This is a genomic window from Arenimonas sp. MALMAid1274, from assembly GCF_049195245.1.
Taxonomy (GTDB): domain Bacteria; phylum Pseudomonadota; class Gammaproteobacteria; order Xanthomonadales; family Xanthomonadaceae; genus Arenimonas.
In genome coordinates, this window is record NZ_JBMIRR010000027.1 from 511904 (window position 1) to 536459 (window position 24556).

General features: G+C 70.5%; 19 protein-coding genes and 2 tRNA genes. 5 read left to right on the plus strand and 16 right to left on the minus strand.

All coding sequences use genetic code 11. The features are described 5' to 3' along the window. Nucleotides 1–25: 25 nt before the first annotated feature. Complete coding sequence (locus tag ACOQFR_RS10940) at nucleotides 26–670, plus strand: phosphatase PAP2 family protein (RefSeq protein WP_421381783.1); 645 nt, start codon at nucleotides 26–28, stop codon at nucleotides 668–670. Here ACOQFR_RS10940 and ACOQFR_RS10945 read toward each other — a convergent pair. Then, nucleotides 667–1566, minus strand: a complete 900-nt coding sequence (locus tag ACOQFR_RS10945; RefSeq protein ID WP_421381785.1) for a GGDEF domain-containing protein — start codon at nucleotides 1564–1566, stop codon at nucleotides 667–669. The two genes, ACOQFR_RS10940 and ACOQFR_RS10945, sit on opposite strands and share 4 nt — an antisense overlap. Nucleotides 1567–1692: 126 nt before the next feature. Between ACOQFR_RS10945 and ACOQFR_RS10950 the strand changes: the two genes are divergently transcribed. Beyond that, complete coding sequence (locus ACOQFR_RS10950) at nucleotides 1693–4449, plus strand: protein kinase domain-containing protein (protein WP_421381787.1); 2757 nt, start codon at nucleotides 1693–1695, stop codon at nucleotides 4447–4449. Between the two features lie 17 nt (nucleotides 4450–4466). Here the strand turns inward: ACOQFR_RS10950 and ACOQFR_RS10955 are convergent, their stop codons facing one another. From ACOQFR_RS10955 to rnd, 11 genes are all read right to left on the minus strand, one after another. Beyond that, nucleotides 4467–5399 carry a DMT family transporter gene (locus ACOQFR_RS10955; RefSeq protein ID WP_421381789.1) on the minus strand — a complete coding sequence of 311 codons (933 nt, stop codon included), beginning with the start codon at nucleotides 5397–5399 and terminating at the stop codon, nucleotides 4467–4469. Beyond that, entirely contained in the window at nucleotides 5396–6445 is a 1050-nt protein-coding gene (murB, locus tag ACOQFR_RS10960; protein WP_421381791.1) for a UDP-N-acetylmuramate dehydrogenase, read from the minus strand. Before murB ends, ACOQFR_RS10955 begins: the two co-directional genes overlap by 4 nt. Next, on the minus strand, nucleotides 6442–7479 hold the full coding sequence (locus ACOQFR_RS10965) for a quinone-dependent dihydroorotate dehydrogenase (protein WP_421381793.1): 1038 nt from the start codon (nucleotides 7477–7479) through the stop codon (nucleotides 6442–6444). Before ACOQFR_RS10965 ends, murB begins: the two co-directional genes overlap by 4 nt. A gap of 9 nt (nucleotides 7480–7488) precedes the next feature. Further along, on the minus strand, nucleotides 7489–7815 hold the full coding sequence (locus tag ACOQFR_RS10970) for a DUF4190 domain-containing protein (protein WP_421383281.1): 327 nt from the start codon (nucleotides 7813–7815) through the stop codon (nucleotides 7489–7491). A gap of 57 nt (nucleotides 7816–7872) precedes the next feature. Further along, a complete protein-coding gene (locus ACOQFR_RS10975; protein WP_421381795.1) occupies nucleotides 7873–9405 on the minus strand; it encodes an aldehyde dehydrogenase family protein in 1533 nt (510 codons plus the stop codon). Between the two features lie 40 nt (nucleotides 9406–9445). Further along, nucleotides 9446–9522: transfer RNA gene (locus ACOQFR_RS10980), tRNA-Arg, on the minus strand. Between the two features lie 95 nt (nucleotides 9523–9617). Continuing rightward, nucleotides 9618–10910, minus strand: a complete 1293-nt coding sequence (gene thrC / locus ACOQFR_RS10985) for a threonine synthase (protein WP_421381797.1) — start codon at nucleotides 10908–10910, stop codon at nucleotides 9618–9620. Then, on the minus strand, nucleotides 10907–11833 hold the full coding sequence (locus tag ACOQFR_RS10990) for a homoserine kinase (RefSeq protein ID WP_421381799.1): 927 nt from the start codon (nucleotides 11831–11833) through the stop codon (nucleotides 10907–10909). The genes thrC and ACOQFR_RS10990 overlap by 4 nt, the downstream gene beginning before the upstream one ends. Further along, nucleotides 11830–14325, minus strand: coding sequence for a bifunctional aspartate kinase/homoserine dehydrogenase I (gene thrA / locus ACOQFR_RS10995; protein WP_421381801.1), 2496 nt, complete (start codon nucleotides 14323–14325; stop codon nucleotides 11830–11832). Before thrA ends, ACOQFR_RS10990 begins: the two co-directional genes overlap by 4 nt. Nucleotides 14326–14628: 303 nt before the next feature. After that, nucleotides 14629–14704 (minus strand) — tRNA-Ala (locus ACOQFR_RS11000). Between the two features lie 41 nt (nucleotides 14705–14745). After that, nucleotides 14746–15846 carry a ribonuclease D gene (gene rnd / locus ACOQFR_RS11005; RefSeq protein ID WP_421381803.1) on the minus strand — a complete coding sequence of 367 codons (1101 nt, stop codon included), beginning with the start codon at nucleotides 15844–15846 and terminating at the stop codon, nucleotides 14746–14748. 90 nt (nucleotides 15847–15936) lie between these two features. Between rnd and ACOQFR_RS11010 the strand changes: the two genes are divergently transcribed. Then, nucleotides 15937–17898 carry an SUMF1/EgtB/PvdO family nonheme iron enzyme gene (locus tag ACOQFR_RS11010; RefSeq protein ID WP_421381805.1) on the plus strand — a complete coding sequence of 654 codons (1962 nt, stop codon included), beginning with the start codon at nucleotides 15937–15939 and terminating at the stop codon, nucleotides 17896–17898. A gap of 48 nt (nucleotides 17899–17946) precedes the next feature. Here ACOQFR_RS11010 and phaR read toward each other — a convergent pair whose 3' ends face one another. Both phaR and gluQRS read right to left on the minus strand, forming a co-directional pair. Further along, entirely contained in the window at nucleotides 17947–18447 is a 501-nt protein-coding gene (phaR, locus tag ACOQFR_RS11015; protein WP_421381807.1) for a polyhydroxyalkanoate synthesis repressor PhaR, read from the minus strand. A gap of 103 nt (nucleotides 18448–18550) precedes the next feature. Beyond that, nucleotides 18551–19453 (minus strand): tRNA glutamyl-Q(34) synthetase GluQRS, encoded by a 903-nt coding sequence (gene gluQRS / locus ACOQFR_RS11020; RefSeq protein WP_421381809.1) that lies wholly within the window; start codon nucleotides 19451–19453, stop codon nucleotides 18551–18553. A gap of 84 nt (nucleotides 19454–19537) precedes the next feature. Between gluQRS and htpX the strand changes: the two genes are divergently transcribed. Then, nucleotides 19538–20437, plus strand: coding sequence for a protease HtpX (gene htpX, locus ACOQFR_RS11025; protein WP_421381811.1), 900 nt, complete (start codon nucleotides 19538–19540; stop codon nucleotides 20435–20437). 271 nt (nucleotides 20438–20708) lie between these two features. Here htpX and ACOQFR_RS11030 read toward each other — a convergent pair whose 3' ends face one another. Beyond that, entirely contained in the window at nucleotides 20709–22784 is a 2076-nt protein-coding gene (locus ACOQFR_RS11030) for an EAL domain-containing response regulator (protein ID WP_421381813.1), read from the minus strand. A gap of 77 nt (nucleotides 22785–22861) precedes the next feature. Beyond that, complete coding sequence (gene epmB, locus ACOQFR_RS11035) at nucleotides 22862–23884, minus strand: EF-P beta-lysylation protein EpmB (protein WP_421381816.1); 1023 nt, start codon at nucleotides 23882–23884, stop codon at nucleotides 22862–22864. Nucleotides 23885–23986: 102 nt separating this feature from the next. Between epmB and efp the strand changes: the two genes are divergently transcribed. Then, on the plus strand, nucleotides 23987–24553 hold the full coding sequence (gene efp, locus ACOQFR_RS11040) for an elongation factor P (RefSeq protein ID WP_421381818.1): 567 nt from the start codon (nucleotides 23987–23989) through the stop codon (nucleotides 24551–24553). Nucleotides 24554–24556: the final 3 nt, after the last annotated feature.

The window sequence follows — 24556 nt, forward strand, 5'->3', positions numbered from 1 at the left end:
CACCGCCCGGTTCCTGACGCGCCGGGTGCGTCGTCTGGCGCTGGCCTTCCTGGGCGTGGCGCTGCCGCTGGCCCTGTTCGCCGAGCTGGCCGAGGACGTGCACGAGGCCGACACCTTCGGCTTCGACGAGCCGTTGCTGCGCTTCGCGCGCGACTTCACCTCGCCCGGCATGGATGCCGCCATGACGCTGGGCAGCGAGCTGGGCTTCGCCTGGGGCGTGATTCCGGTGGACCTGCTGCTGTTCGTGGGCCTGCTGGTGGCCACGCACGTGCGTCGCGCGATCTTCTTCGGCGTGACGGTGGGCGGCTCGGCCCTGCTCAACCTGGCGGGCAAGGCCGTGTTCGAACGCGAACGCCCCGACCTGTGGCTGTCGATCGCGCCCGAACACACCTTCAGTTTTCCCAGCGGCCACGCCATGGGCTCGGCGACGCTGGCGGCCGCGGTGCTGCTGCTGGTCTGGCATACGGCCTGGCGCTGGCCCGCCCTGGTGCTGGGCGGACTGTTCGCGCTGTGGGTCGGCGCGTCGCGGGTTTACCTGGGGGTGCACTATCCGTCCGACATCCTGGCCGGTTGGGCGGCGGCGCTGACCTGGTCCTGCCTGGTCTACCTGATCGTGCGGCCCAACCATCGCGGCCCGCCCGAGCCCGCGGGCGAAGACCTGCCGCCCTAGGCGTCCTGCACGCAGACCCGGTTGCGGCCTTCGTCCTTGGCGCGGTACAGCGCGGCGTCGGCCGCCCGCATCAGGGTGCTGCGGTCGCCGCGGCGCGGATCCAGTCCGGCGATGCCGATGCTGATGGTGATCTGCCTCGGCTCGCCGCCGAGCTCGAACACGCTGGCCGCGACGGCTTCGCGCAGCCGTTCAGCGAAGGCCGTGGCCGCGCCGAGGTCCGACTCCGGCAGCAGCACCGCGAACTCTTCCCCGCCGATCCGCGCGGCAATGTCCTCGCCGCGCACGAAGCCACGCACCACGCCTGCCAGCTGTCGCAGCACGCCGTCCCCGGCGATGTGGCCGTAGCGGTCGTTGACGGGCTTGAACAGGTCCACGTCGATGATGCACATCACCAGCGGCCGGTCGTGGCGCAGCGCCCGGGCGATTTCCTTGTCCACGAGGTCGACGAAGTGGCGGCGGTTGTAGAGCTCGGTGAGGGCATCGTGCGTGGCCAGCTGGTAGACCTCCTCGTGGTAGCGGGCCTCGACGCTGGAGTGGCTGATGAACTTGAGGATGGATTCGCCCAGGGTGACGTGGTCGCCGTCGGCGAGCAGGGTTTCGGTGATGGGCTGTTCGTTCACCCGGGTCCGGTTCGTCGCCTCCAGGTCCCGGATGCGGTAGGCCTCGCCCTCGCGCCAGATCTGGCAATGCTGGCGCGACACCGAGTTGTGCGGAATGTGCAGGTCGGCCTCCTGCGAGCGGCCGACGATGACGGGCTTGTCCTCGATGTCGGCCCGTTTGCCCAGGCCTTCGCCGTGGATGACCACCACGCAGGCCGAACGCGGCCCGCTGCGGCGCGGTCCGGCGCTGAGCAGGGTCAACTGGGCGGTGATGGGGTCGGCGTCGCTTCGGCTCATGGCGGGGGTGGAACGGACATCCCGGGTGGCCAGCCGAGTCTAGCCGAGCCCGGCCGCGACGCGCGCGTCCGGACGTTGGGGTAATGGACGAACCCGGGTGGCCGGTTCCAGAATCGATCCAGCGCCATGACAAGCTCCCAAGACCCCAACGACCTCGACCCGACCCAGGGCCTGCCCACCCGCACGGGGGCGCCGGCGGCTGCCGGCACCGGCACCTTGCCGCCCGGGTCGCGCCTGGGGCGCTACCGCATCGAGACCCTGCTCGGGCAGGGCGGCATGGGCGAGGTCTACCGCGCCGAGCAGCTGGAGCCGGTGCGGCGCACCGTGGCGCTGAAGCTGCTGCATGCGCGCCGGCTGGACGCGCGCCACCTGGCCTACTTCGAAATCGAGCGCCAGCTGCTGGCGCAGATGAAGCATCCGGCCATCGCCCAGGTCTACGACGCCGGTGCGACGCCCGACGGCTTTCCCTTTTTCGCGATGGAGTTCATCGAGGGCGAGCCGCTCACGCGTTACTGCGAGGCGCGCAAGCTGCCGCTGCGGGCGCGCATCGAGCTGTTCATCCGCATCTGCGAAGGCGTGCAGCATGCGCACCAGAAGGGCGTCATCCATCGCGACCTCAAGCCCGGCAACATCCTGGTGGCGGACGTGGATGGCCGTGCCCTGCCCAAGATCATCGACTTCGGCATCGCCACGGCCGCCCGCCGTTCCCTGTCGCCCGGGGAACCCGAGGGCGGGTTCGAGCGCGCCGGCACGCCCGACTACATGAGCCCCGAACAGGCCGGCCTGGCGCCGGGCGTCGAAGTGGACACGCGCAGCGACGTCTACTCGCTGGGTGTGCTGCTGTACGAACTGCTGGCGGGCCGGCGGCCCGGCGTGGGCATGGACACCAGTGCCGCCGCGCACACCGCCAGCACCAGCCTGCGGCCGCCCTGGGAGCAGATCGCGACGCTGGCGCCCGGCAACGTCGAGGCGCGCGCAGAACAGCTGGGGCTGAGCCGGCCACGCCTGCGCAAGCTGCTGCGCTCGGAGCTGGACTGGGTGGTGATGAAGGCCATGCGCCGCGAACGCGCCGAGCGCTACCGTTCGGCGGCCGAGCTGGCCGACGAGTTGCGGCGCTTCCTGGAGGACCGGCCGCTGCTGGCGGTGCCCCATACGCGTCGCTACGTGCTGGGCACCTACCTGCGGCGGCATCGCGTCGCGGCGCTCGCCGTCGGCGCCATCTCGCTGGCGGTGCTGGCGGGCCTGGGCATGTCGCTGTATGGCCTGCACCAGGCGACCGTGCAGCGTGAACTGGCCGAACAACGCAGCGCCGAACTCGAGCGGGTGGCGGCGTTCCAGCAGTCGATGCTGGAAGGCATCGACATCGAGGCGATGGGCATCAGCCTGACTTCGGGCCTGCGCTCGCAGCTGCAGAAGTCGGCGCCGGAGAAGCTGCCGATGCTCGAGCAGGCGCTGGCCAGCAGCAGCCCGCCGGACCTGGCGCGGTCCCTGATCGGGCGCGACGTGCTGTCCGCCGCGCAGGTGGCCATCGGCCGTGATTTCGAAGACCAGCCCGAGCTGGCCGCCGACCTGCGCCTGTCGGTCGGCAAGGTGCAGCTGGCGCTGGGGCTGTCGGAGGAAGCGGCGGCGACGTTCGCGCAGGTGGCCGAGTACCGGGCCGGTGCCCATGGCGCGACCGCGCTGGAAACGCTGCAGGCCCGCAACCTGCAGAGCGAAGCCACCGCGCGGGCCGGCCGGCTGCCCGAAGCGCAGGCGCTGGTCGAGGCCACGCTGGCGGCGACCACCGCCCCGTCGGCCGACCGCGACCTTCGCCTGGACGCGGAACGCCAGCAGGCCAGCCTGGTGTTCGCGCAGGGCGACCGTCCGCGTGCCCGCGCGCTGCAGCAGGCGCTCTACTATCGCGAACGGGCCGTGCGCGCGGCGTCCGATCCGCTGCTGCTGGCTCTGCAGGACGACCTGGGCCTGAGCATGGGTCGCATGGGCGACATCCGCGAGGCGCGGGCCATCTTCGAAACCCTGTACACGCAGCGGCTGGCCGCGCTTGGGCCGGACGACGACACCACCGCCAACACCATGGGCCGGCTGGCGGTGATGCGGGCGATGGACGGCGACACCGAGGCCGCGGTGGCCCTGCAGCGCGAACGCGCGGCGATCAGCGAGCGCAAGCTCGGCGCCGAACACCCGTTCACGCTGTCCGAGCGCGGCAACCTGGCCAACATGCTGCTGGACCTGCGCGAATACGACGAGGCGGAGCGTTTGATGCGGGCGGTGTACGAGGCCCGGCAGGGGCTGATGGGAGCCGATTCACCGGCCACGCTGCGCGCCAAGCTCAACCTGGCCTCGCTGCTCGCGCGCCGGCAGCGCTTCGACGAGGCGCTGGGCATGGAGGGCGAACTGCTGCAGGCGCGCCGTCGGCTGCTGGGGCCGCGCCATCCCGACACCGTGTTCCTGGAGGTCAACCACGCCAGCACCCTGCATCGCGCCGGCCGCCCTCCGGCGGTGGTGCAGGCGCAGCTGGACCATGCCCGCCCGCTTTCGATCGAGGTGCTGGGGGAGAAACATCCGCAGAGCAACGTGGCCGACATGGTGCAGTGCCTGACCTGGCTGCGGGCGGGTCGCTACCCGCAGGCCATCGGGCTGCTGCGCGAGCTTCGGGCGCGCTCGGAGGCCGAGCGCGAAACGGGCGACACGCCGAATCCGCGCATAGGCTGGGCCCTGGCCACCGCGCTGGAGCGCAGCGGCCAGGCCGCGGAAGCGCGCGCGGTCTTCGCCAGCGACGTGCAGTGGCTGCATGACCTGCCGCCGTCTGAGCGCGATGCCGAGCAGCAGGCGGCGCTGGACAGCCTGGCCGAGGAAGCCGCGCACCTGCCGCGCGCACGCTGAGCAGCGGTGCCGCAGGCTCAGCGTGGACCGGGCGTTTCGCCGCCGATGTCGGGATCGGTCACGGTTTGCCGGGCCAGCCGCGATTCGCGCCGGGCGATGTACACATTGGAGCCGAAGATGATGGCCGCGCCCAGCACGGTCCAGCGGTCCAGGCTTTCGTCGAAGAGCAGGTAGCCGAACACCGACACCACCAGGATCTGCAGGAAGCTGATCGGCGTCAGCATCGAGGCATCGCCCAGTTTCAGCGCACGGGTCCAGAACAGGTGCGCCGTGCTGCCCAGGAAGCCGGCCAGCACCAGCCACAGCCAGGTGATGCCCTGCGGCATTTCCCACACCATCAGCGCCGGCACCAGCGACATCGGGATCCACAGCAGGGTGGTGTAGATCACGATCGCGTCCGGGTGCTCGGTGCGCGAGAGGAACTTGATGCTGATCGCGACGCTGGCGCTGGCCACCGCCGCCAGCAGGGCCACCAGGCTGGCGGCGGTGAAGGCATCGCTGCCGGGACGCACGATCACCATCACGCCCAGGAAGCCGACCAGCACCGCGCTCCAGCGCCGCGCGCGAACAATTTCGCCCAGCACCAGCACCGCGCCGATGGTGACGAACAGCGGCGTCGAATACGACAGCGCGATTGCCTGCGCCAGCGGCAGGTGCACGATGGCCCAGAAGCCGGCCAGCATGGACACGATGCCGATCAGGCAGCGCACGACGTAGAAGGGCAGCTTGCGGGTGCGAAGGATCGACGGGCCATGCCGCAGCAGCAGCGGCAGCACGAACACGAAGCCGAACACGTTGCGGAAGAACGCGATCTCGAAGGCGTGCAGCTGCTTGGACGCCAGCCGGATGCACACCGCCATGCAGCCGAAGAACACCGTGCTGGCCGCCATCAGCAGCACCGCGCGGGTGACGTTGGCGGCGCGGGCGTCGGCGGCGCTGGTGGCGCTCACGCGCCGGGGTCGTCGAAGCGGGCGCCGATGATGCGGGGTTCGGGCTCGAGCGCGACGCCGAAGCGGTCGTGCACGGAAGCCGCGACGCGCCGCGCCAGCGCCAGCAGCTGGGCGCCGCTGGCCTGGCCGTGGTTGACCAGCACCAGGGCGTGCTGCGCCGCCACGCCGGCATCGCCCTCGCGGAAGCCCTTCCAGCCGCAGGCTTCGATCAGCCAGGCGGCGGACAGCTTGCGCTGGCCCTCGTCGCCGGGGAACACGGGCAGGGTGGGGTGCCGGTCCTTGAGCGCATCGGCCACCGCCGCCGGCACCACCGGATTCTTGAAGAAGCTGCCGGCATTGCCCAGCACCGCCGGATTGGGCAGCTTGCGCGTGCGGATGCGGCTGATGGCTTCGGCCACGTGCACCGCTCGCGGCGTGTCGACCTTCATGGCCGCCAGCTCTTCGCGCACGCCGGCATAGTCGAGCCGCAGTTCCCGCTGGCGCGGCAGGGTGAACTCGACCGCGGTCACGACCCAGCGTTCGGGTTCCCGCTTGAAGACGCTGTCGCGGTAGCCGAAGGCGCAGTCCTCGCGGTCGAGCCGCTTGACCTGCCCGGTGTCGCGCTGGAAGGCCTCGACCGCGGTGATGAATTCGCCCACCTCGACGCCGTAGGCGCCGATGTTCTGGATCGGCGCCGCGCCCACCGTGCCGGGGATCAGGGCCATGTTCTCCAGCCCCAGCAGGCCGCGGGCCAGGGTCCAGCCCACCAGGTCGTTCCAGTTCATGCCGGCCTCGGCGCGCACCACGGCGGCCTCGGGGCCGTCCTGCACGATGCGCACGCCGGCCATCGTCAGGCAGATCGCCACGCCCGGAAAATCGCCGGCGAACAGCAGGTTGCTGCCTTCGCCCAGCATCAGCACGGGGCCATCGCGCAGCATCGCGAACTCGAACAGCCCGGCCAGTGCATCGGCGCGCGACACGTCGGCCATCATCGCGGCGCGGGCGGGGACCCGGAAGGTGTTGCGGCCGGCCAGCGAGACATCCTCGGCCAGCTGGTAGCCGCTCATGCCGGGCCGCCCTCGCGCCGGCGGCGGATCGCGTCCACGCATTCGGCGATCAGCTCGGGTCCGCGGTAGACCAGGCCGGTGTAGAACTGCACCATCTGCGCGCCCGCCGTGATCTTGCCGGCCGCGTCGGCGCCGCTGAGGATGCCGCCCACGCCGATGATGGGGATGGCCGGATCCAGCCGCGACCGCAGCCGCCGCATGATCGCGGTGGACTTGCCGTACAGCGGCTGGCCCGACAGCCCGCCGGTTTCGTGGGCCAGCTTGTGGCCTTCCACGGGCAGGCGGTCGGTGGTGGTGTTGGTGGCGATCACGCCGTCCACCTTCAGGTCGCCCAGCACGCGCCCGCAGGCGTCCACGTCGTCGTCGGACAGGTCGGGCGCGACCTTCACCAGCATCGGCACGCGTTTGCCGTGCTGGGCGCCGAATTTTTCCTGCGCCTCGCGCAGGGTGCCGATCAGCTGGCGCAGCGCCTGTTCTTCCTGCAGCTCGCGCAGGCCGGCGGTGTTGGGCGAGGAGATGTTGATGGTGATGTAGTCGGCCAGCGGGTACACGCGCTCCAGGCAGTAGAGGTAATCGTCCACCGCGTCTTCGTTGGGCGTGTCCTTGTTCTTGCCGATGTTGATGCCCAGCAGCCCGCGCTTGCGGCGCGCGCGGCCGACGTTGCGCACCAGCGCATCCACGCCCTCGTTGTTGAAGCCCAGGCGGTTGATCACCGCGTTGTGCTCGGGGAGACGGAACATGCGCGGCTTGGGGTTGCCTTCCTGCGGCCGGGGCGTGGTGGTGCCGACCTCGACGAAGCCGAAGCCCAGGCCCAGCAGCGCGTCCACGTGCGCGCCGTTCTTGTCCAGGCCGGCTGCACAGCCGACCGGATTGGGGAAGGTCAGACCGAAGGCCTTGGTGGGCAGGGGCTTGGGCCGCAGCGCCACCATGGGATTGAGGCCGGTGCCGTAGGCCAGCTCCAGGGCCTGCAGCCCCAGCCCATGCGCGCGCTCCGCGTCGAGGTGGAACAGGAACGGTCGGGCAAGGGAATACATCGCGTGGGCTCAGTACTGTCCGCTGATGCCCAGCATCGTCAGCAGCACGGCCAACCCGCCGAGGAAGAACACGAAGGCCAGGATGGTCAGCAGGCTGATGATCACCATGGCCCAGCCCAGCACCAGGCCCACCACGGCCAGCCCATCGCCTTCCATCCCGCCCTGGCTGCGGCGGATTTCCGAGCGCGCCATGTGGCCGGTGACGATCGCGGCCAGGCTGCCCAGCCACGGCAGCAGGGTCCAGCCCAGGATGCCGGAGATCAAACTGATGATGGCCAGCACGCTGGTGGGCTTGCCGGCCGGCGCCGGCGCGGGCGCCGGCGAGGCCGGCGGCAGCGGGGCCGGCGACGGCGGCGGGGAGGGCGGCAGCGGGGTGTCGGTCATCGTCGTTCCTCAGAGGTCGAACTTGATGCCCTGGGCCAGCGGCAGCGCGTTGGAATAGTTGATGGTATTGGTCTGGCGCCGCATGTACACCTTCCACGCATCCGAGCCGGATTCGCGGCCACCGCCGGTTTCCTTCTCGCCGCCGAAGGCGCCGCCGATCTCCGCGCCCGAGGTGCCGATGTTGACGTTGGCGATGCCGCAGTCGGAGCCGGCCGCGGACAGGAACTGCTCGGCCGCGCGCAGGTCGGTGGTGAAGATGGACGAGGACAGGCCCTGAGGCACGGCGTTCTGAAGTTCGATCGCCTCGTCCAGGGTCGCGTACGGCATCACGTACAGGATCGGCGCGAAGGTTTCGGTCTGCACCACCTCGGCGCTGTTGTGCAGTCCGGTGATGATCGTGGGCAGCACGAAGTTGCCCTTGCCCTCGATGCGCGCGCCGCCGGTCTCGACCTTGCCGCCGGCGGCCTTGGCCTTGGCGACGGCGTCGAGGTAGGCATCCACGGCGTCGGAGCTGTTGAGCGGGCCCATCAGGTTGGCCGCGTCGGTGGGGTCGCCGATCTTCTTCTCCACCTGCTTGTAGGCCGCCACCAGCTTGGCCAGCACGTCGGCGTAGATGGATTCGTGCACGAACAGGCGGCGCGTGGTGGTGCAGCGCTGGCCGGCGGTGCCGACGGCGCCGAAGGCGATGGCCGGGATGGCCAGCTTCAGGTCGGCCGAGGGGTCGACGATGATCGCGTTGTTGCCACCCAGCTCCAGCAGCGAGCGGCCCATGCGGCGCGCCACGCGCTCGCCGACCATGCGGCCGACCTTGGTCGAGCCGGTGAAGCTGATCAGCGGGATGCGCCGGTCGTCCACGAAGGCCGAGGCCAGGTCGGTGCCGCCGTCGTTGAACAGGAAGAAGATGTCCGGGAAGCCACCGGCCTGCAGCGCCTCGTTGCAGATCTTCATCGACGCGATCGCCGACAGCGGCGTCTTGGGCGAGGGCTTCCAGATGCAGATGTCGCCGCAGACGCCGGCGAGGAACGAGTTCCAGGCCCAGACGGCCACCGGGAAGTTGAACGCGCTGATGATGCCGACGATGCCCAGCGGCTGGTACTGCTCGTACATGCGGTGGCCCGGACGCTCGGAGTGCATGGTCAGGCCGTAGAGCTGGCGCGACAGGCCGACGGCGAATTCGCCGATGTCGATCATCTCCTGCACTTCGCCGTCGCCCTCGGGCTTGGACTTGCCCATCTCCAGCGCCACCAGCGAACCCAGCGCGTCCTTGTGCCTGCGCAGCGCGTCGGCGCACAGGCGGATCGCTTCGCCGCGCTTGGGCGCCGGCGTGGTGCGCCAGACCTTGAAGGCGGCCTGGGCGCGCTCGAGGATCAGGTCGTAGTCGGCCTGCGACGAGGCCTGCACGCGGCCGAGCACTTCGCCGGTGCTGGGATTGACGGGCTCGATGACGCCGGCGTCGCGGGTCTTGGACCACTCGCCGCGGCCGAGGTAGGTGCCCGATTCGTTGTCGGACAGGCCGAGGGCGGTGAGGACGGGATGGGTCATTGCGGGCTCCAGGGATGCGTTGGCCTATGCCGGCCAGGAATGGCGGCCCCGATACGATTCGAACGTACGACCTTCCCCTTAGGAGGGGGACGCTCTATCCAGCTGAGCTACGGGGCCTAGGTCCGGGATTATCGCAGAAAGCCCCGGCCGCTGGCCCGGCGGCTGCGGGGCTGGCGTCCTGGATCCGCCGCCGGAACACGCCCGGACCCGCGCTACAGGCTCCGCAGGGCCGCGGCCAGGGCCGCCTCGTCCGCGGCCAGCGGCTCGGCGTGGGCAGGGCGCGCAAGCATGGCTTCCAGGGCGGGCGGCAAGGGGACCACGCCACCCACCAGCGGTTCGACCACGTCGGGGAACTTGGCGGGGTGCGCGGTGGCAACCACGCACCAGTCACCGGTTTCCCCACGCTGCCGCAGCCGCTGCAGCACGTGCGCGGCGGTGGCGGTATGCGGGCAAAGCACGCGCTGCAGCCGCCCGTGGACCTCGCGAATGGTCTGCTCGATCTGGCGGTCGGACACCGCCTCGGCCGACAGCGCCGGCCGCAGCTCCTGCTCGTCGGGGTAGAGCCAGTCAAGCCGCTCGAAGTTGCTGGGCGAACCCACGTCCATCGCATTGGCCAGCGTCGGTATCGCCGGGCGCGGCCGATATTCGCCGCCGGCGAAAAACTCCGGCAGCACCTGGTTGGCATTCGTAGCCAGCACCAGCCGATCGATCGGCAGACCCATCCGCTTGGCCAGCAGGCAGGCCAGGCCATTGCCCAGATTGCCCGAGGGCACGATGAAGGACAGCGGACGCCGCAGCGAGCGCCAGTGCGCCAGGCTGGCCTGCGCGTAGTAGGCCATCTGCGGCAGCAGCCGGCCCAGGCTGATGCTGTTGGCCGAGGTCAGCGGCACCTGCGCCCGCAGCGCGTCGTCCGCCAGTGCGGCTTTCACCAGGCGCTGGCAGTCGTCGAAGTTGCCGGCCACCTTGAAGGCATGCACGTTGTCGCCGAAGCAGCCCAGCTGGTGCGCCTGCCTTGGCGAGACCAGCCCGTGCGGATACAGGATGGCCACGCGGAACCCGGGCCGGCGGTGGAAGGCGGCCGCCACTGCGGCGCCGGTATCGCCCGAGGTCGCGACCAGCACCGTGAGCGGCGTGGTGCGCGCCGGTCCGGCTGCCAGGCAGCCCGCGAGAAAGGCGGCGCCATAGTCCTTGAAGGCCGCAGTGGGCCCATGGAACAGCTCGAGCATCTGGTCGCCGCCATCGCCGAAGGCCCGCAGCGGCGGCGGCACCGCGAAGGCCGCGCGGCAGATCCCGGGCAGCGAGGGCGCCAGGGGATCATCCTGAAAGAAGGGCGTCAGCAGCTTTTCGGCGACGGACGCCAGGGAGGAAAGCCCGGAAAAATCCTCTGGGCTGCGTCGGGGCAGGGCCGTGGGCATGTACAGGCCGCCGTCGGGCGCAAGTCCTGCCACCATCGCCTCGCTGGCGCCCACCGGGGCAGCGCGGCCGCGCGTGCTGATCATCCTCATGCGCGCAGCCCCGCCGCCGGGCCGGCGATGGGCGAGACGCGCTGGTCGCTGGCCAGGCCCGCTTCGGCAAAGGCATCGGTCATCGCCTGCGCGGCCACTTCGGCCGCAGCGCGCGACTCGAACCAGCCAAACACGCTGGGGCCCGCGCCGGAAATGCTGGCGCCCATCGCGCCGCAGTCCAGCGCGGCCTGCTTCACGGCAGCGAATCCCGGAATCAGCGCGGCGCGCCGCGGTTCCACCAGCGTGTCGCGCAGGCCCGCGCGCACCAGCCCCGCATTGCCGCGCTCGCAGCCCAGCAGCACCTGCGCCAGCGCCGCGCTTTGCGTCACGAATTCGGGCAAGGCGTAGTGGCCCGCCAGGGCGGCGCGCGCCGCGCGCGTTTCCAGCACGAAATGCGGGTGCACGACGGCGCAGTGCCAGCGCTCGGGCACCGACACCGACACCAGCCGGTCGGCAGTGGCCAGTACCAGCCCGCCCAGCAGCATCGGCCCGACGTTGTCGCCGTGCCGGCCGCCGCTGGCCACCGCCTCGCCTTCCAGCGCAAACGGATACAGGGCGGCGTTGGAAAGTGGCTTCTCGAGCAGCGCATTGGCCGCGACCAATGCCGCCACGCACGAAGCCGCCGAACCGCCCAGGCCCGAACCCAGGGCGATGCCCTTGTCGAGCTCGATCTCGAAGCCGAAAGGCAGCGACAGGGCCGCACGCAGCGCCAGCAGCGCCGCACCGGCGGTGTTGGCGGCCGCGTCGCGGGGCAGCTCGGTTGCCAGTCCGCGCACGGCGGCGATGCGCACCACGGGTTCGTCGATGCGCCGCACGGTGGCGACATCGCCAGGCCCCGACAGGCTGTGGCCCAGGATGTCGAAGCCGACGCCGACGTTGCCCACCGACGCGGGCGCATAGGCGCGGGCGACGTCGGCGATCACAGGCGGGCTCCCAGCGATGCGGCCAGCCGCAACAGGTCGGAGAACACGCCGGCCGCGGTCACTTCCGGGCCCGCGCCCGGTCCCTGCACGATCAGTGGATTGTCGCGATAGCGACGGGTGGTGAACTGCACGATGTTGTCCGTCAGGCGGAGGTGGGCGAAGGCGTGGTCGGCCGGCAGTTCCGCCAGGGCCACACCGGCCCGCCGATCGTGCCCGAGTCGGGCGACATAGCGAAGCACGGCGCCACGCTGGCGGGCGCCGGCAAGCCGAGCGGCCATGGGAGCATCGAGCTGATGCAGCGAGGCCAGGAACCGCTCGCGGTCGCCGCCCGCAAGCGCCGTGGGCACGAGGCTTTCCACGGCGACGTCGGCCAGCGACAGGCCGATGCCGGCCTCGCGCGCCAGGATCACCAGCTTGCGCGCCACGTCCACGCCCGACAGGTCGTCGCGCGGGTCGGGTTCGGTGTAGCCCAGCGCATGCGCCTCGCGCACCAGCGCCGAGAACGGATGGCTGCCGTCGTAGCGGTTGAACAGCCAGGCCAGCGTGCCCGAGAGGATGCCTTCCACGGCGATCAGCTCGTCGCCGGTGTCGAGCAGGTCGCGCAGGGTCTGGATCACCGGCAGGCCCGCGCCGACGGTGGCCTCGTAGCGGAAACGTGAGCCGCCGGCGAGCCGTGCCGCCTCGATGGCCTGCCGGCGCGCCCAGTCGCCGGCGGCCGCATGCTTGTTGGGCGTGATCACGTGGATGCCGGCCGCCAGCCAGGCCGGATAGCGCGCGGCCACGGCATCGCTGGCGCTGCAGTCGATGATCACCGCATGCGGCAGGTGCGCGTCCAGCAGGTGCGGCGCCAGCGCGTCCAGATCGCCTTCGCCCGCTTCGGCCAGGTGGTCGCGCCACTGGCCGGGCGCGCCGTGTTCAGCGCGCCACAGCCGGCGGCTGTCGGCCAGCGCGCGAAGGCGCAGGTCCAGGCCCGCATCGCGCTGCAGCCGCGGCATCGCCGACTGCAGCTGGTCCAGCAGCGCGGCCCCCACCTTGCCCGGTCCGATCACCGCCAGCGCCACCGTCTGTGGTGACAGCCAGAAACTGGCGTGCGCCGCCCGCAGCGCACGGGTGGCGTCGGCCGCGGCGACGGCCACCGAGATGTTGCGCTCGGAGGCGCCCTGTGCGATCGCACGGATGTTCACCCGCGCCCGCGCCAGGGCGCTGAGCAGCTGCGCGGCCACGCCGGGCGTGCCCGCCATGCCGTCGCCGACCGCGGCCAGTACGCTGATGCCGTCCACGCGCTGCACGCCCTGCACCTGGCCCGCCGCCGCCTCGCGTGCGAATGCGTGGCTCAGCGCCGACTCGGCCGCGACCGCGTCCTGCTCGCGCACGACGCAGCAGATCGAATGCTCCGACGAGCCCTGCGAGATCATGACCACCGAAATACGCGCGGCGTGCAGGGCCGCGAACACCCGTTCGGCGGTGCCGGGCACGCCGATCAGGCCCGCGCCTTCCAGGCTGACCAGGGCCAGGCCCGGGCTCAGGGTCAGTCCCTTCACCGGGCCACCGGCATCGCCTTCGGCACCGATGCGGGTGCCGGGCCGCTCGGGGCGGAAGGTGTTGCGGATCCAGACCGGCATGTTGCGCGCGATGGCCGGGGTGAGGGTCTGCGGATGGATCACCTTGGCGCCGAAGTAGGCCAGTTCACAGGCCTCGCGATAGCTCAGGGCCGGCAGGGGCACCGCTTCGGGGACCAGGCGCGGATCGGCCGACAGCACGCCGTCCACGTCGGTCCAGATGTGCAGTTCGTCGGCTTCGAACAGGGCCGCGAAGATCGCGCCGGAATAGTCGCTGCCGTTGCGGCCCAGCACGGTCGGCCGGCCGTCGGCACCGCCGGCGACGAAGCCGGTCGCCACCACGCGCGGCGAGGGGTGACGCGCGCGCCAGTCGCGCAGCGCGGTGGCGCTGCGGGCCCAGTCCACCGTCACGCCCAGTTCGCCGTGCGCGACCACCAGCACCTCGCGGGCATCCAGCACGGCGACGTCGGCCCCGAGGCCCCGCAGGTGCGCCCCGAGCAATCGTGCCGACCACACTTCGCCCAGGCCCTGGATGCGTTCCAGGGTCGGGCCACCCGGCGTGGCCAGTACCGCCACGGCCTGCAGAAGCGCGGCCAGTTGCTCGAACTCGGCAACCAGCCATGCCGCCAGCCCGCCGTCGTCATTGCCGGTCAATGCCGCGGCGGTGTCGTGATGACGTTTGGCCAGCGCCGACCAGGCGGCTCGCCAGTCCCCGCCGCCAGCCGCGGCGTTGGCCAGGGCGATCAGTGCATCGGTGACGCCCTGCATCGCCGAGACCACCACCACCTGTGCCGGCTCTTCCGCCTGCAGCATCAGCTTGGCGACATGTCGTATGCGGTCGGCGTCGGCCAGCGAGCTGCCGCCGAACTTGTGTGCCCGAAGACGCGGAGGCGCGAGGGGAGCGGGAAGGGATTCGGACAGCGACGCGTTCATGCAACCTCCGGTGGAGGCCGCGCATCGGGTCAGGGGGTGGGGGTGTGCGACGGGCCCGCCCTCTGTCGAGGTGCGGGGCCGAGAGTGGATGGATTATCCAGGCAAGACCGACCGCACCACCGCGAAGGTGGTAGTGGTAATGGTCGTGGTGGTCGGACGCCGGGACATGGCCTGACTGTGCCGTTGGCTTGTCGCGCCTGTCAAGGCGGAGTCGGGGGCTTCGGCCCGTCAGGCGCCGACCGGCCGCGAACCCGGGGCAAACGGCCAAAAAAAACCGGACCCAGGGTCCGGTTCCTTGAATCTTGGTGGAGAGGATGGGGATCGAACCCACGACCTCATCGATGCGAACGATGCGCTCTCCCAGCTGAGCTACCCCCCCACAGAAGGTCCGCGAATTATACGGGCGCCGTCGGGCGATGGCTAGCCGGGGGCGCCTGCCCTGGGGATCAGGGGCGCCAGGGCGGGTTCCAGCAGTTCGCGACGCCATCCCTGCAGTGCATCGGGCCAGCCGCGGCCCTCGAGCAGGGCCTCCAGGTGGCGGCGCGCGCACAGCAGGCCTTCGGGCAGCCCGTGCTGCTGCGCCACGGTGGCCACGGCCTCCTGCAGGGCCTTCACCCGCTGCTTGTCCAGGCTGTCGGCCTTGACCAGGGGAATGTCGAGCTCGTCCGCGGCAAGCGGCGCGGTCACGCGGTCGAACAGTTCGCCACGCGCCTTGCGCGGCGCCTTGGGGTGGCGGTCGAGGGTCGCGTTGAACTCGCCCTGGTCCTGCGGCGGACGCCGTGCCAGCGCCACCGCCAGTTCGTTGTCGATGATCCAGCTCTTGGGCTTGTCGCTGCGGCGGGCCTCGATATCGCGCCAGCGCAGGATCCGGCACAGACGGGCCTGGCCGGCCGCGTCGAGGCTTTGCGCGCTGCGCACCGCCAGGTGCGGATAGGGTTCTTCGCCTTCCTGCGCGGCCTGGCGCAGCGAACGTTCCGCGTCGCCCTGCAGCCAGGCGTGGCGGCCGAGCTCGTGCAGTCTTGCGTCGAGCAGGGCATGCACCGCGTGCAGGTGGCGCACGTCGTCGGCGGCGTATTCGCGCTGCGACTCGCTCAGCGGACGCCGCAGCCAGTCCGAACGCGTCTCGCCCTTGGCCAGGGTGATGCCGGTGACCTGTTCCACCAGCTTCTGGTAGCCCAGGCCGGCGCCAAGCCCGGCCAGGGCCGCGGCCACCTGGGTGTCGAACAGCGGCGCGGGCAGGGCGGCGCAGCCCCGCTGCAGGGCCTGCAGGTCCTCGCTGGCGCTGTGCATCAGCTTGGTCACCGCCGGGTCCACCAGCAGCGGGCGCAGGGCCGCGTCCATGCCGGGTACCAGCGGGTCCACCAGCAGGATGTCGTCGGGGATGGCGATCTGCACCAGCGCCAGCTGAGGGTAGTAGGTGCGTTCGCGGATGAATTCGGTGTCCAGCGCCACCAGGGGCTGGCCGGCCCAGCGGGCGAGGCGTTCGGACAGGGCTTGCGGAGTATCGATCCAGAGGCTCAAGGGGGACTGCTGCGGTTGCCAGAAGCCGGCACCTTAGCCTAAGTTCGGTTCGCCCATGTCGTCCCGGCACGCGGCCCTGAACGAGATGCCATGACCCGACTGCCGCGAAACCCCGTTTCGGCCCTGCTGCTGGCCGCGGTGCTGCTGGCCGCGGTGCTGCTGGCCGGCTGCGGCAGCGATGCGCCTGTGCCGGCGGACGCGGGCGAGACTCCGGCCGCGGTGGATCCGGCCGAGCTGGAGGCGGGGGTCGAGGAAGCGGCGGTCGAGGACGATGCCGAGCCGCTGGACTGGACGCCCGACATTCTTCCGGTGCCCAAGGACGATGTGCGTGCGGCCCTTCGCGACGCTGACGAGGCGCGCGGGCAGGGCCGGCTGCTGGGTGGCGACCTGGCGGAAGTCGCCGGCGGCGAGCCGGTGGCCGCTGTGACCGCCACGGAAGCCGCGGCCGCCGATTTGCCGGGGTCGGCACAGGACGAAGACGCGGTTGAACCCGGTGCGCTGGAAATACTGCTTGGCGTGCTGGCCACCGACGCCGCGAACGAATCCGCCAACAGTGGCGTGGATGAAATCGCCAGCGAACTGATCGAACGCGGCCGGCGCGCGCTGGACGAAGGCCGCGTGGCCGACGCACGCCGCCTGGAGCGCGTGCTGGCGCGCGCCAGGGCACAGCACCCGGGGCTGGCCTCGTACCGCGAGGCGATCGAGGCGGCGCGCCGCGCCCAGCTGCTGACCCGTCGCGGCGATGCGCGCGTTCGCGCCGACCGCATCTTCCGGCCCGAAGGCAAGGGCGCCGTGGCCGCCTACCGCGAGGCACTGCAGGCCTATCCCGATTTCCTGCCGGCGCGCGATGGCCTGGTGCGACTGCAGGCCGAGCACCTCAACCGCGCGCTGGCCGCGGCGCAGTCGGGCGACTATGCCGACTCGGAAAAGCTGCAGGCCGATGCGGCCCGCATCCTGCCCTCGTCACCGGCGCTGCAGGACATGGCCGCGCGCATCGTCGAACTGCGCCAGGGCCGCACCGAACAGCTGCTCGAGCAGGGCCATGCGGCGGTGGACGCGCTGGACCTTGAGCTGGCGGCGCGCCGGCTGGCGGAAGCCGAGCGCGTGTCGCTGCAGGCGCGTGGCCTGGACAGCCTGCGCGAACGCATCGAGCTGGCCCGGCACTACGGACGCTTCCGTCCGGGCCAGGTTTTCCGCGAACCGCTGGCGGCCGGCGGCGAAGCGCCGGAGATGGTGGTGCTGGCGCACGGCCGCTTCGTGATGGGATCGCCGGAGGATGAGCCCGGTCGCCAGGAAAACGAAGGCCCCTCGCACGAGATCAGCTTCAACCGCGGCTTCGCGATCGCGCGCAACGAAACCACGGTGGCCGACTTCCGTCGCTTCGTCGCCGCCACGCAGTACCGCAGCGTGGCCACGCGTCGCGGCCGGTCCACGGTGTACGACGAGCGCGGCGGTGCGATGAGCGAACATGCCGGCGTGGACTGGCGCCGTGACCATGCCGGCCGCCCGGCCGAGCCCGAGCTGCCGGTGGTGCACGTGGCCTTCGAGGACGCCGAGGCCTACGTCGCCTGGCTGTCGGCGCAGACCGGCCAGCGCTACCGGCTGCCCAGCGAAGCCGAGTTCGAGTACGCCCTGCGCGGCGGCAGCAGCCAGGCCTATGCCTGGGGCGCCGGTACGCCACCGCGGGTGGTGGGCAACCTCACCGGCGACGGCGACCAGTCGCGGCTCAAGCGCAACTGGTCCAATGCCATCGCGGGGTACTCCGATGGCCATTGGGGCCCGGCGCCGGTGCGCAGTTATCCGGCCGAGGCGATGGGCACCTTCGACCTGGTCGGGAACGTGTCGGAATGGGTGATGGACTGCTGGCACGACAGCTACCGGCGCGCGCCGGCCGACGGCACCGCCTGGGTCAATCCGGGCTGCGAGGAGCGCGTGATCCGCGGCGCCTCCTGGGCGAGCACGCTGGATCGCGCGCGCTCGGCCTATCGGCAGCCGTCGCCGGCCGACACCACGCATGCGCGGCTTGGTTTCCGCGTGGTGCGCGAGCTCTGAAGCTTCGTTGCGGCGGGGTGGTCGGCGCGATCGCGCGGCCGCAGCGGTTCAGCGCGTGCGCGCCTTGGCGGCACGCGTGCGCTTGGCGCGCGGCTTGGCGGGGAGCGTGCCGCCGCCGCCGGTGAGGCCCTGCTGCAGCGAACGCCACAGCTCCATGTTGCGCTCGGCCAGCTGGTTGAGCAGCGCCCAGGGGGTCTGGCCGACCAGGCTGCCGATCTGGCCGCGCAGCTGTTCGCGCTGGTCGAGGAAAAACTGCAGGCTGCGCTCAAGGAAGCCGCCCATCATTCCCTGCAGCGAATCGCCGCGGAAGCGGATCACCTGGGTCAGCAGTTCGGTGGTGAAGATCGGCTGCCCGCGCTCCTCGTGCTCGGCGATGATCTGCATCAGCACGCTGCGCGTGAGGTCGTTGCCCGAGCGCGCGTCGCGCACCTCGAACTGCTCGCGGTCAACGATCAGCTGGCGCACGTCCTCGAGCGTGATGTAGCTGGAGATCTCGGTGTCGTAAAGGCGTCGGTTCGGGTACTTCTTGATGATGCGTACTTGGGACATGCAGGGCACCGGGTCTTGTCCCGCGACGTCCGCGGTTGGGCCCCGAAGCATCCCCCACCGGGGCAGCGCACGCAAGCGGTGCGCGGCCATGTTTTTCAGGCCTTCACGCGGGCGGGGAAGTGCCGCTAACGGCGGCAGCCGACGCGGTGGGGATACGCGCCGGATCGAAGGCCGCGATGGCCTGCACGAGCGCGCTGCCGGGCGCGGCCGTCGTGCGTAATGCCGACTCGTCCTGGCCGAGCAGGCCCCAGGCCGTGCGCAGCGCCGGCCAGGGGTCGGTGCCGTCCACCGGCAGCGACCGCAGTGACTTGCTCAGCTTGTTGCCGTCTTCATCCAGCACCAGGGGCAGGTGCGCGTAATGCGGCGTCGGCAGCCCCAGGCAGCGCTGCAGGTGGATCTGCCGCGGCGTGGAATCGAGCAGGTCGGCGCCGCGCACCACGTGGGTAATGCCCTGCGCGGCGTCGTCCACCACCACCGCGAACTGGTAGGCCCAGCAGCCGTCCGCGCGGCGCAGCACGAAGTCGCCCACCGCGTCAGCCAATGCCTGCGACTGGGGGCCCGCCAGTTCATCAAGAAACGTGATCACGCGTTCGGGAACGCGCAGGCGTATCGAGACCTGAGTCGCCGTCTCGTCGCGGTGCTCGGCCAGGCAGCGCCGATGGATACCGCCGGCCGCCGTCAGCTGGCTGCGGCTGCATCGGCAGGGAAAAGCCAGGCCCGCATCCAGCAGTTTCTGCAGCTGAACGGTGTAGTCAGCTTCGCGCGTTGACTGCTTCATCACGGGTCCGTCGGACACCATCCCGAATGCGGCCAGGGTTTCCAGCTGTCGTTCAGCGGCGCCGGGAACTTCGCGCGGCGGATCCAGGTCTTCGACTCGGATCCACCATTCGCCGCCGGCGCGCCGCGCCATCATCCAGCTGCCCAGGGCCGCCACCAGCGAACCCAGGTGCAGCGGGCCGGTGGGCGAGGGGGCGAAACGTCCCCGGTAGTGAGGGTGCGGGCTCATGGACCTTGAATTTAACGCCCGCGGCGACCATCTGTCCTGCATGCCGCGTGATCGCGGCGATCACCACAACGGAAAACCTACGCCATGTTCAAGCGCATAGCCCTCTTCCTTGCCACCAACCTGGCCGTCATGGTCCTGTTGGGCATCGTCCTGAGCGTGCTCCAGGGCGTGTTCGGCATTTCCTTCGGCAACAACGCCGGCCTGCTGCTGATGGCCGCCGTGTTCGGCTTCGGCGGTGCCTTCATTTCGCTGGCCTTGTCCAAGTGGATGGCCAAGCGCAGCACGGGCCTGCAGCTGATCACCCAGCCGCGCAACGAGATGGAGGCCTGGCTGCTGGCCACCGTGCGCCGCCAGGCCGATGCGGCCGGCATCGCCATGCCCGAAGTGGGCGTGTTCGACGCGCCCGAGATGAACGCGTTTGCCACCGGCCCCAGCCGCAACAATTCCCTGGTGGCGGTGTCCACCGGCCTGCTGCGCGGCATGAACCGCGACGAGGCCGAGGCGGTGCTGGCGCATGAGGTCAGCCACGTCGCCAACGGCGACATGGTGACCATGGCCCTGATCCAGGGCGTGCTCAACACCTTCGTGATCTTCCTGGCGCGCATCGTCGGCCGCATCGTGGATTCCTGGATCACGGGCAACCGCGAGGGCACGGGTCCGTTCTACTTCGTGATCGTGCTGGCGCTGGACCTGGTGTTCGGCCTGTTCGCCTCGATCATCGCGATGGGCTTCAGCCGCTGGCGCGAGTTCCGCGCCGATGCCGGCGGCGCCCAGTTGGCGGGCCGAGACAAGATGGTGTCCGCGCTGCAGCGCCTGGCCAGCACTTACGGCCACAGCAGCCTGCCCAACGAGGTGCGCGCCTTCGGCATCTCCGGTGCCGTCGGCCACGGCCTGCGCAAGCTGTTCATGAGCCACCCGCCGCTGGCCGAGCGCATCCAGGCCCTGCGCGAACTCCCCGCCGCTACCCAGACCGTGCGGGGCTGACGCCAGTGGGCTGCTCCTTGTCTTGATTGCAGGCCTTGTATTCTTGACGCGGATTAACGCGGACGAACGCGGATAAAGCCGATCAAGGCAATGGCTGGACGCAGCCACAAAAAAAAGGGGGCGATCAACCTGATCGCCCCCTTTCTGTTTCTGCCCGGCGGACACTCCAAACTTCTTTGCTTCTATCCGCGTCCCTCCGCGTTAATCCGCGTCAAGAAAATCCGCGTCAAAAAAATCCGCGTTCATCCGCGTAAATCCGCGGCCAAAAAAATCAGCCGAAATCGTAGTTCATGGCAGGACCCGCGGCGGCGAGGAAGTTGCCTTCGACGAAGTCCATGCCCATGCCGAACAGCACGCTCATGGTGCCGGCGTCGGAGACGAACTCGGCCACGGTCTGCTTGCCGGCGGCGTGGGCCTTGGTGACGATGTCGCGCACCTGCTTCTGCACTTCGGCGTTCTTGCCCAGCTCCATGATGAAGCCGCGGTCGATCTTGAGGATGGCCGGGTCGAAGTGGCTCAGCATCTGGAACGAATTCAGGCCTGTGCCGAACTGTTCCAGCGCCACGCGGCAGCCCAGGGCGGACACGGCCTTCTGGAACGACTGCACGGCCTTGAGGTGGGTGAAGACCTTGGACTCGGGGATCTGCAGCACCAGGCGGTCGCCGGCCACGCCGTGCGCCTTGAGCTGCTCGCCGATGAAGACCTCCAGCCCGCCCTCGACGAGGGATGCCGGCGTGACCTTGACGAACAGGTTGGTGTGCTTGCCGGCCTTGGCGCGTTCGGCGATGACGGCGATGGCCCGCTGGATCACCCAGCGGTCGATGTCGTCGAGCAGGCCGTGTTCCTCGGCGATGGCCAGGTAGGTCATCGGCGGGATGATCTCGCCGCCCTGGCCCTTCATGCGCAGGTAGACGTCGTAGTTCTCTTCCTCGGCGCCGGTGAGGCTGATGATCGGCTGGTAGTGCAGCACGAACTGGTCGCCGGCCAGGGCCTCGCGGATGCGTTCGACCCAGGCCTGGATGCGCTCTTCCTCGGCGCGGTCGCGGGCCGCCGGATCGAAGATCTCCGTGCGGTTGCCCCCCATGCCCACGCAGGAGGCCAGGCACTGGCTGGACTTGCCCATCACCTGCGACACGCTGGCGATCTTTTCGCCGATCTGGACGCCGCCGATGCTCACGCCCAGGTTTACGGAGCGGTCGCCCACTTCCAGGATGTGGCCGTGGAAGGCTTCGCGGATCTTCTCGGCCTGGGCCAGGCTGTGGTTGTGGTCGTGCGCCAGGCACAGCACGGCGAAGCCGTGGTCGCTCAGGCGCGCTGCCACGGTGTCGGCGTCCAGCGCCGAGGACAGGCGCTCGGCGATGCCCTTGATCAGGTCGTCGGCGGCCGCCAGGCCGATTTCGCCCAGCAGGTTTTCGTAATGGTCGGGCTCGACCAGCAGGAAAGCCTGCGAGCCCTTGCCCTCGGTGGCGCGCACCACGGCCGATTCGAGCTCGGTCATGAAGTGCTGGCGGTTGTACAGGCCGGTCAGCGCATCGCGCTGGCGGAGGGTGTCGAGCTCCCTGACCATTTCCGCGTCCACCGTCTGCTGGCGGAACACGATCTGCAGGCAGGCCTCGCCCTCGTAGGTGGCCTGGGTGAACTCCATGACCGCATCAAAGGTGCTGCCGTCGGTGCGCTGGGCCTGCAGCTCCATCTGCCGCGGCGGCGTCTCGCCCTTGCTCAGCTTCTTGAGCAGCTGCTTGAAGGCGTCGGCGTGGGCCGAGCCGATCAGGTCGAGCACCGACAGGCCTTCGATCTCGTCGAAGCCCTCGAAGCCGAACATTTCCAGGTAGGCGTCGTTGGCGCGGATGTGCATGCCTTCGTGCACATAGGCAATGGGGTCGCGCGAGGAGGCAATCAGCGCGTCGCAGCGGCGCTCCGTCTCGCGCAGCGAGGCTTCCAGGTGGCGCAGGCCGCGCCGGGCCAGCAGGGCGGCGAATTCGCTGCGCACCACGGCCTGGACGTGCTCCGGGCGGTTGCGCAGGGCGATGTCGCGGGTGCCGGCCGCCAGTGCGGCCAGCGCCGTCTTTTCGTCCAGCACGGTGGTGGACGCCAGCACCGGGATGTCCTTGCCGGTGGCGGTGACCTGTTCGACCACCTTCTGCAGCGCAAGGTACTTCGCGTCGATCGAGGCCAGCACCAGGTCGATACTCTGCGTGGCCAGCAGCTGCACCAGCTCGTCCTCGGACTCGGGGCGCTGCGGGCGCACGGCCATGCCGCCATTGCGCAGATGGCTGATCAGCTGCTCGGCGTCCTCAAGTTGGTCTTCCACCAGGAGCAGGCGGATCACGGCGTCCTGCTGTGCCATCGAGGGGTGCTCCTTTATCCATCAAGGGCTTGCAAGGGGGGATTGAGACAATACCAAAAGAGCCGCAAGGAAAACCATCACAGGGGCAACTTGGCCGGGGCGCCGGCCACCTCGCGCACCAGGCGCGGCACCAGGTAGCCCGGCAGGCGGGCGGCCAGCGCGGCGTGCAGGGCCCGGGAACGGTTCTCGGGCACCTCGAAGTGCGCAGTTCCGGCGACCCGGTCGAGCTGGTGCAGGTAGTAGGGCAGCACCCCCGCCTCGAACAGGGCCTCGGACAGGTCGGCCAGCGTGCCGGCCTCGTCATTCACCCCGCGCAGCAGCACCGCCTGGTTGAGCAGGGTGGCCCCGGCCTGCTGCAGGCGGCGCAGCGCGGCGGCCACCGGCGCGTCGATTTCGTTGGCGTGGTTGGCGTGCACCACCACCACCACGCGCTGGGGCAGGGCCGACAGCCACGCCAGCAGGGGCTCGTCCACGCGTTCGGGCAGCACGATCGGCAAGCGCGTGTGCAGGCGCAGCCGGCGCACGTGACCCAGGCGGGCCAGGCCGCGGGTGAACTCCTCGAGCTTGGCCGTGGCCAGCGACAGCGGGTCGCCGCCCGAAAGCAGCACTTCGTGGATGCCGGTGTCGGCGGCCAGGTAGTCCAGGGCCTCGCGCCACTGGCCGGCCGCGGCCGTCTCCTGGCCGTAGGGGAAATGACGGCGGAAGCAGTAGCGGCAGTGCACCGCGCAGCTGCCGGTGGCCACCAGCAGGGCCCGGCCGTCGTATTTGTGGATCACGCCGGAGCCGCCGCGGGCGTCGGCGTCGCCGACGGCGTCCAGCCCGAAGCCGGGAACCACGCGGTCCTCGTCATCCAGCGGCAGCACCTGGCGCAGCAGGGGATCGTGCGGGTCGCCGCGACGCATGCGGGCCGCGAAGCCGCGCGGCACGCGCAGCGGGAACTGGGCCGTGGCGTCGGCCGAGACCCGGGCCGACAGCGCGGGCAGGTCCAGCAGGGCCAGCAGTTCGGCCGGATCGCGGATCGCATCGCGCCACAGCGTCTGCCACCGGGCCGGGCTGGCGGCGGCGTCGGGCTGCAGGGAAGGGGGCGGGGCGGTTATCATGTCGGGCTTGTACGGGGCCGCAGGGGCCTCTTGGAAGACCACCATTGTAGCCGTGCCGCCGCCCTGTCCCGCGGCGCCCGGCCTTTCACCCAGGAGCAAGGCATGGCCACCTACGGCATGAACGACGTCAAGAACGGCATGAAGATCATCGTCAACGGCGAGCCGTGCGTCATCACCGACACCGAATACGTCAAGCCCGGCAAGGGCCAGGCCTTCACCCGCATCAAGTACCGGTTCATCAAGACCGGCCGCGTGGTCGAGCTGACGATGAAGGCCACTGACGACCTGGAAGCCGCCGACGTCGTGGACACCGACATGCAGTTCCTCTACACCGACGGCGAGTACTGGCATTTCATGCAGCAGGACACGTTCGAGCAGGTGCAGGCCGACTCGGCCGGCGTGGGCGACACCAAGAACTACCTCAAGGGCGAGGAGCCCTGCGTGGTCACGCTGTGGAACGGCACCCCGATCGCGGTGCAGGCGCCCAACTTCGTCGAGCTCAAGATCATCGAGACCGACCCGGGCGTGCGCGGCGACACCTCGGGCGGCGGCGGCAAGCCGGCCAAGCTCGAGACCGGTGCCGTGGTGCGCGTGCCGCTGTTCGTGAACCAGGACGAGATCATCAAGGTCGATACCCGCTCCGGCGAGTACGTCTCGCGGGTCAAGTAAGCC

Bases quoted from the DNA above. Each gene is read 5' to 3' on its own strand.
- ACOQFR_RS11010 (WP_421381805.1), top strand. From the start codon at position 15,937: ATGACCCGACTGCCGCGAAACCCCGTTTCGGCCCTGCTGCTGGCCGCG.
- epmB (WP_421381816.1), bottom strand. From the start codon at position 23,884: ATGATAACCGCCCCGCCCCCTTCCCTGCAGCCCGACGCCGCCGCCAGC.
- htpX (WP_421381811.1), top strand. From the start codon at position 19,538: ATGTTCAAGCGCATAGCCCTCTTCCTTGCCACCAACCTGGCCGTCATG.
- ACOQFR_RS11030 (WP_421381813.1), bottom strand. From the start codon at position 22,784: ATGGCACAGCAGGACGCCGTGATCCGCCTGCTCCTGGTGGAAGACCAA.
- thrC (WP_421381797.1), bottom strand. From the start codon at position 10,910: ATGAGGATGATCAGCACGCGCGGCCGCGCTGCCCCGGTGGGCGCCAGC.
- ACOQFR_RS10975 (WP_421381795.1), bottom strand. From the start codon at position 9,405: ATGACCCATCCCGTCCTCACCGCCCTCGGCCTGTCCGACAACGAATCG.
- gluQRS (WP_421381809.1), bottom strand. From the start codon at position 19,453: ATGAGCCCGCACCCTCACTACCGGGGACGTTTCGCCCCCTCGCCCACC.
- thrA (WP_421381801.1), bottom strand. From the start codon at position 14,325: ATGAACGCGTCGCTGTCCGAATCCCTTCCCGCTCCCCTCGCGCCTCCG.
- efp (WP_421381818.1), top strand. From the start codon at position 23,987: ATGGCCACCTACGGCATGAACGACGTCAAGAACGGCATGAAGATCATC.
- ACOQFR_RS10965 (WP_421381793.1), bottom strand. From the start codon at position 7,479: ATGTATTCCCTTGCCCGACCGTTCCTGTTCCACCTCGACGCGGAGCGC.
- ACOQFR_RS10950 (WP_421381787.1), top strand. From the start codon at position 1,693: ATGACAAGCTCCCAAGACCCCAACGACCTCGACCCGACCCAGGGCCTG.
- ACOQFR_RS10945 (WP_421381785.1), bottom strand. From the start codon at position 1,566: ATGAGCCGAAGCGACGCCGACCCCATCACCGCCCAGTTGACCCTGCTC.
- murB (WP_421381791.1), bottom strand. From the start codon at position 6,445: ATGAGCGGCTACCAGCTGGCCGAGGATGTCTCGCTGGCCGGCCGCAAC.
- phaR (WP_421381807.1), bottom strand. From the start codon at position 18,447: ATGTCCCAAGTACGCATCATCAAGAAGTACCCGAACCGACGCCTTTAC.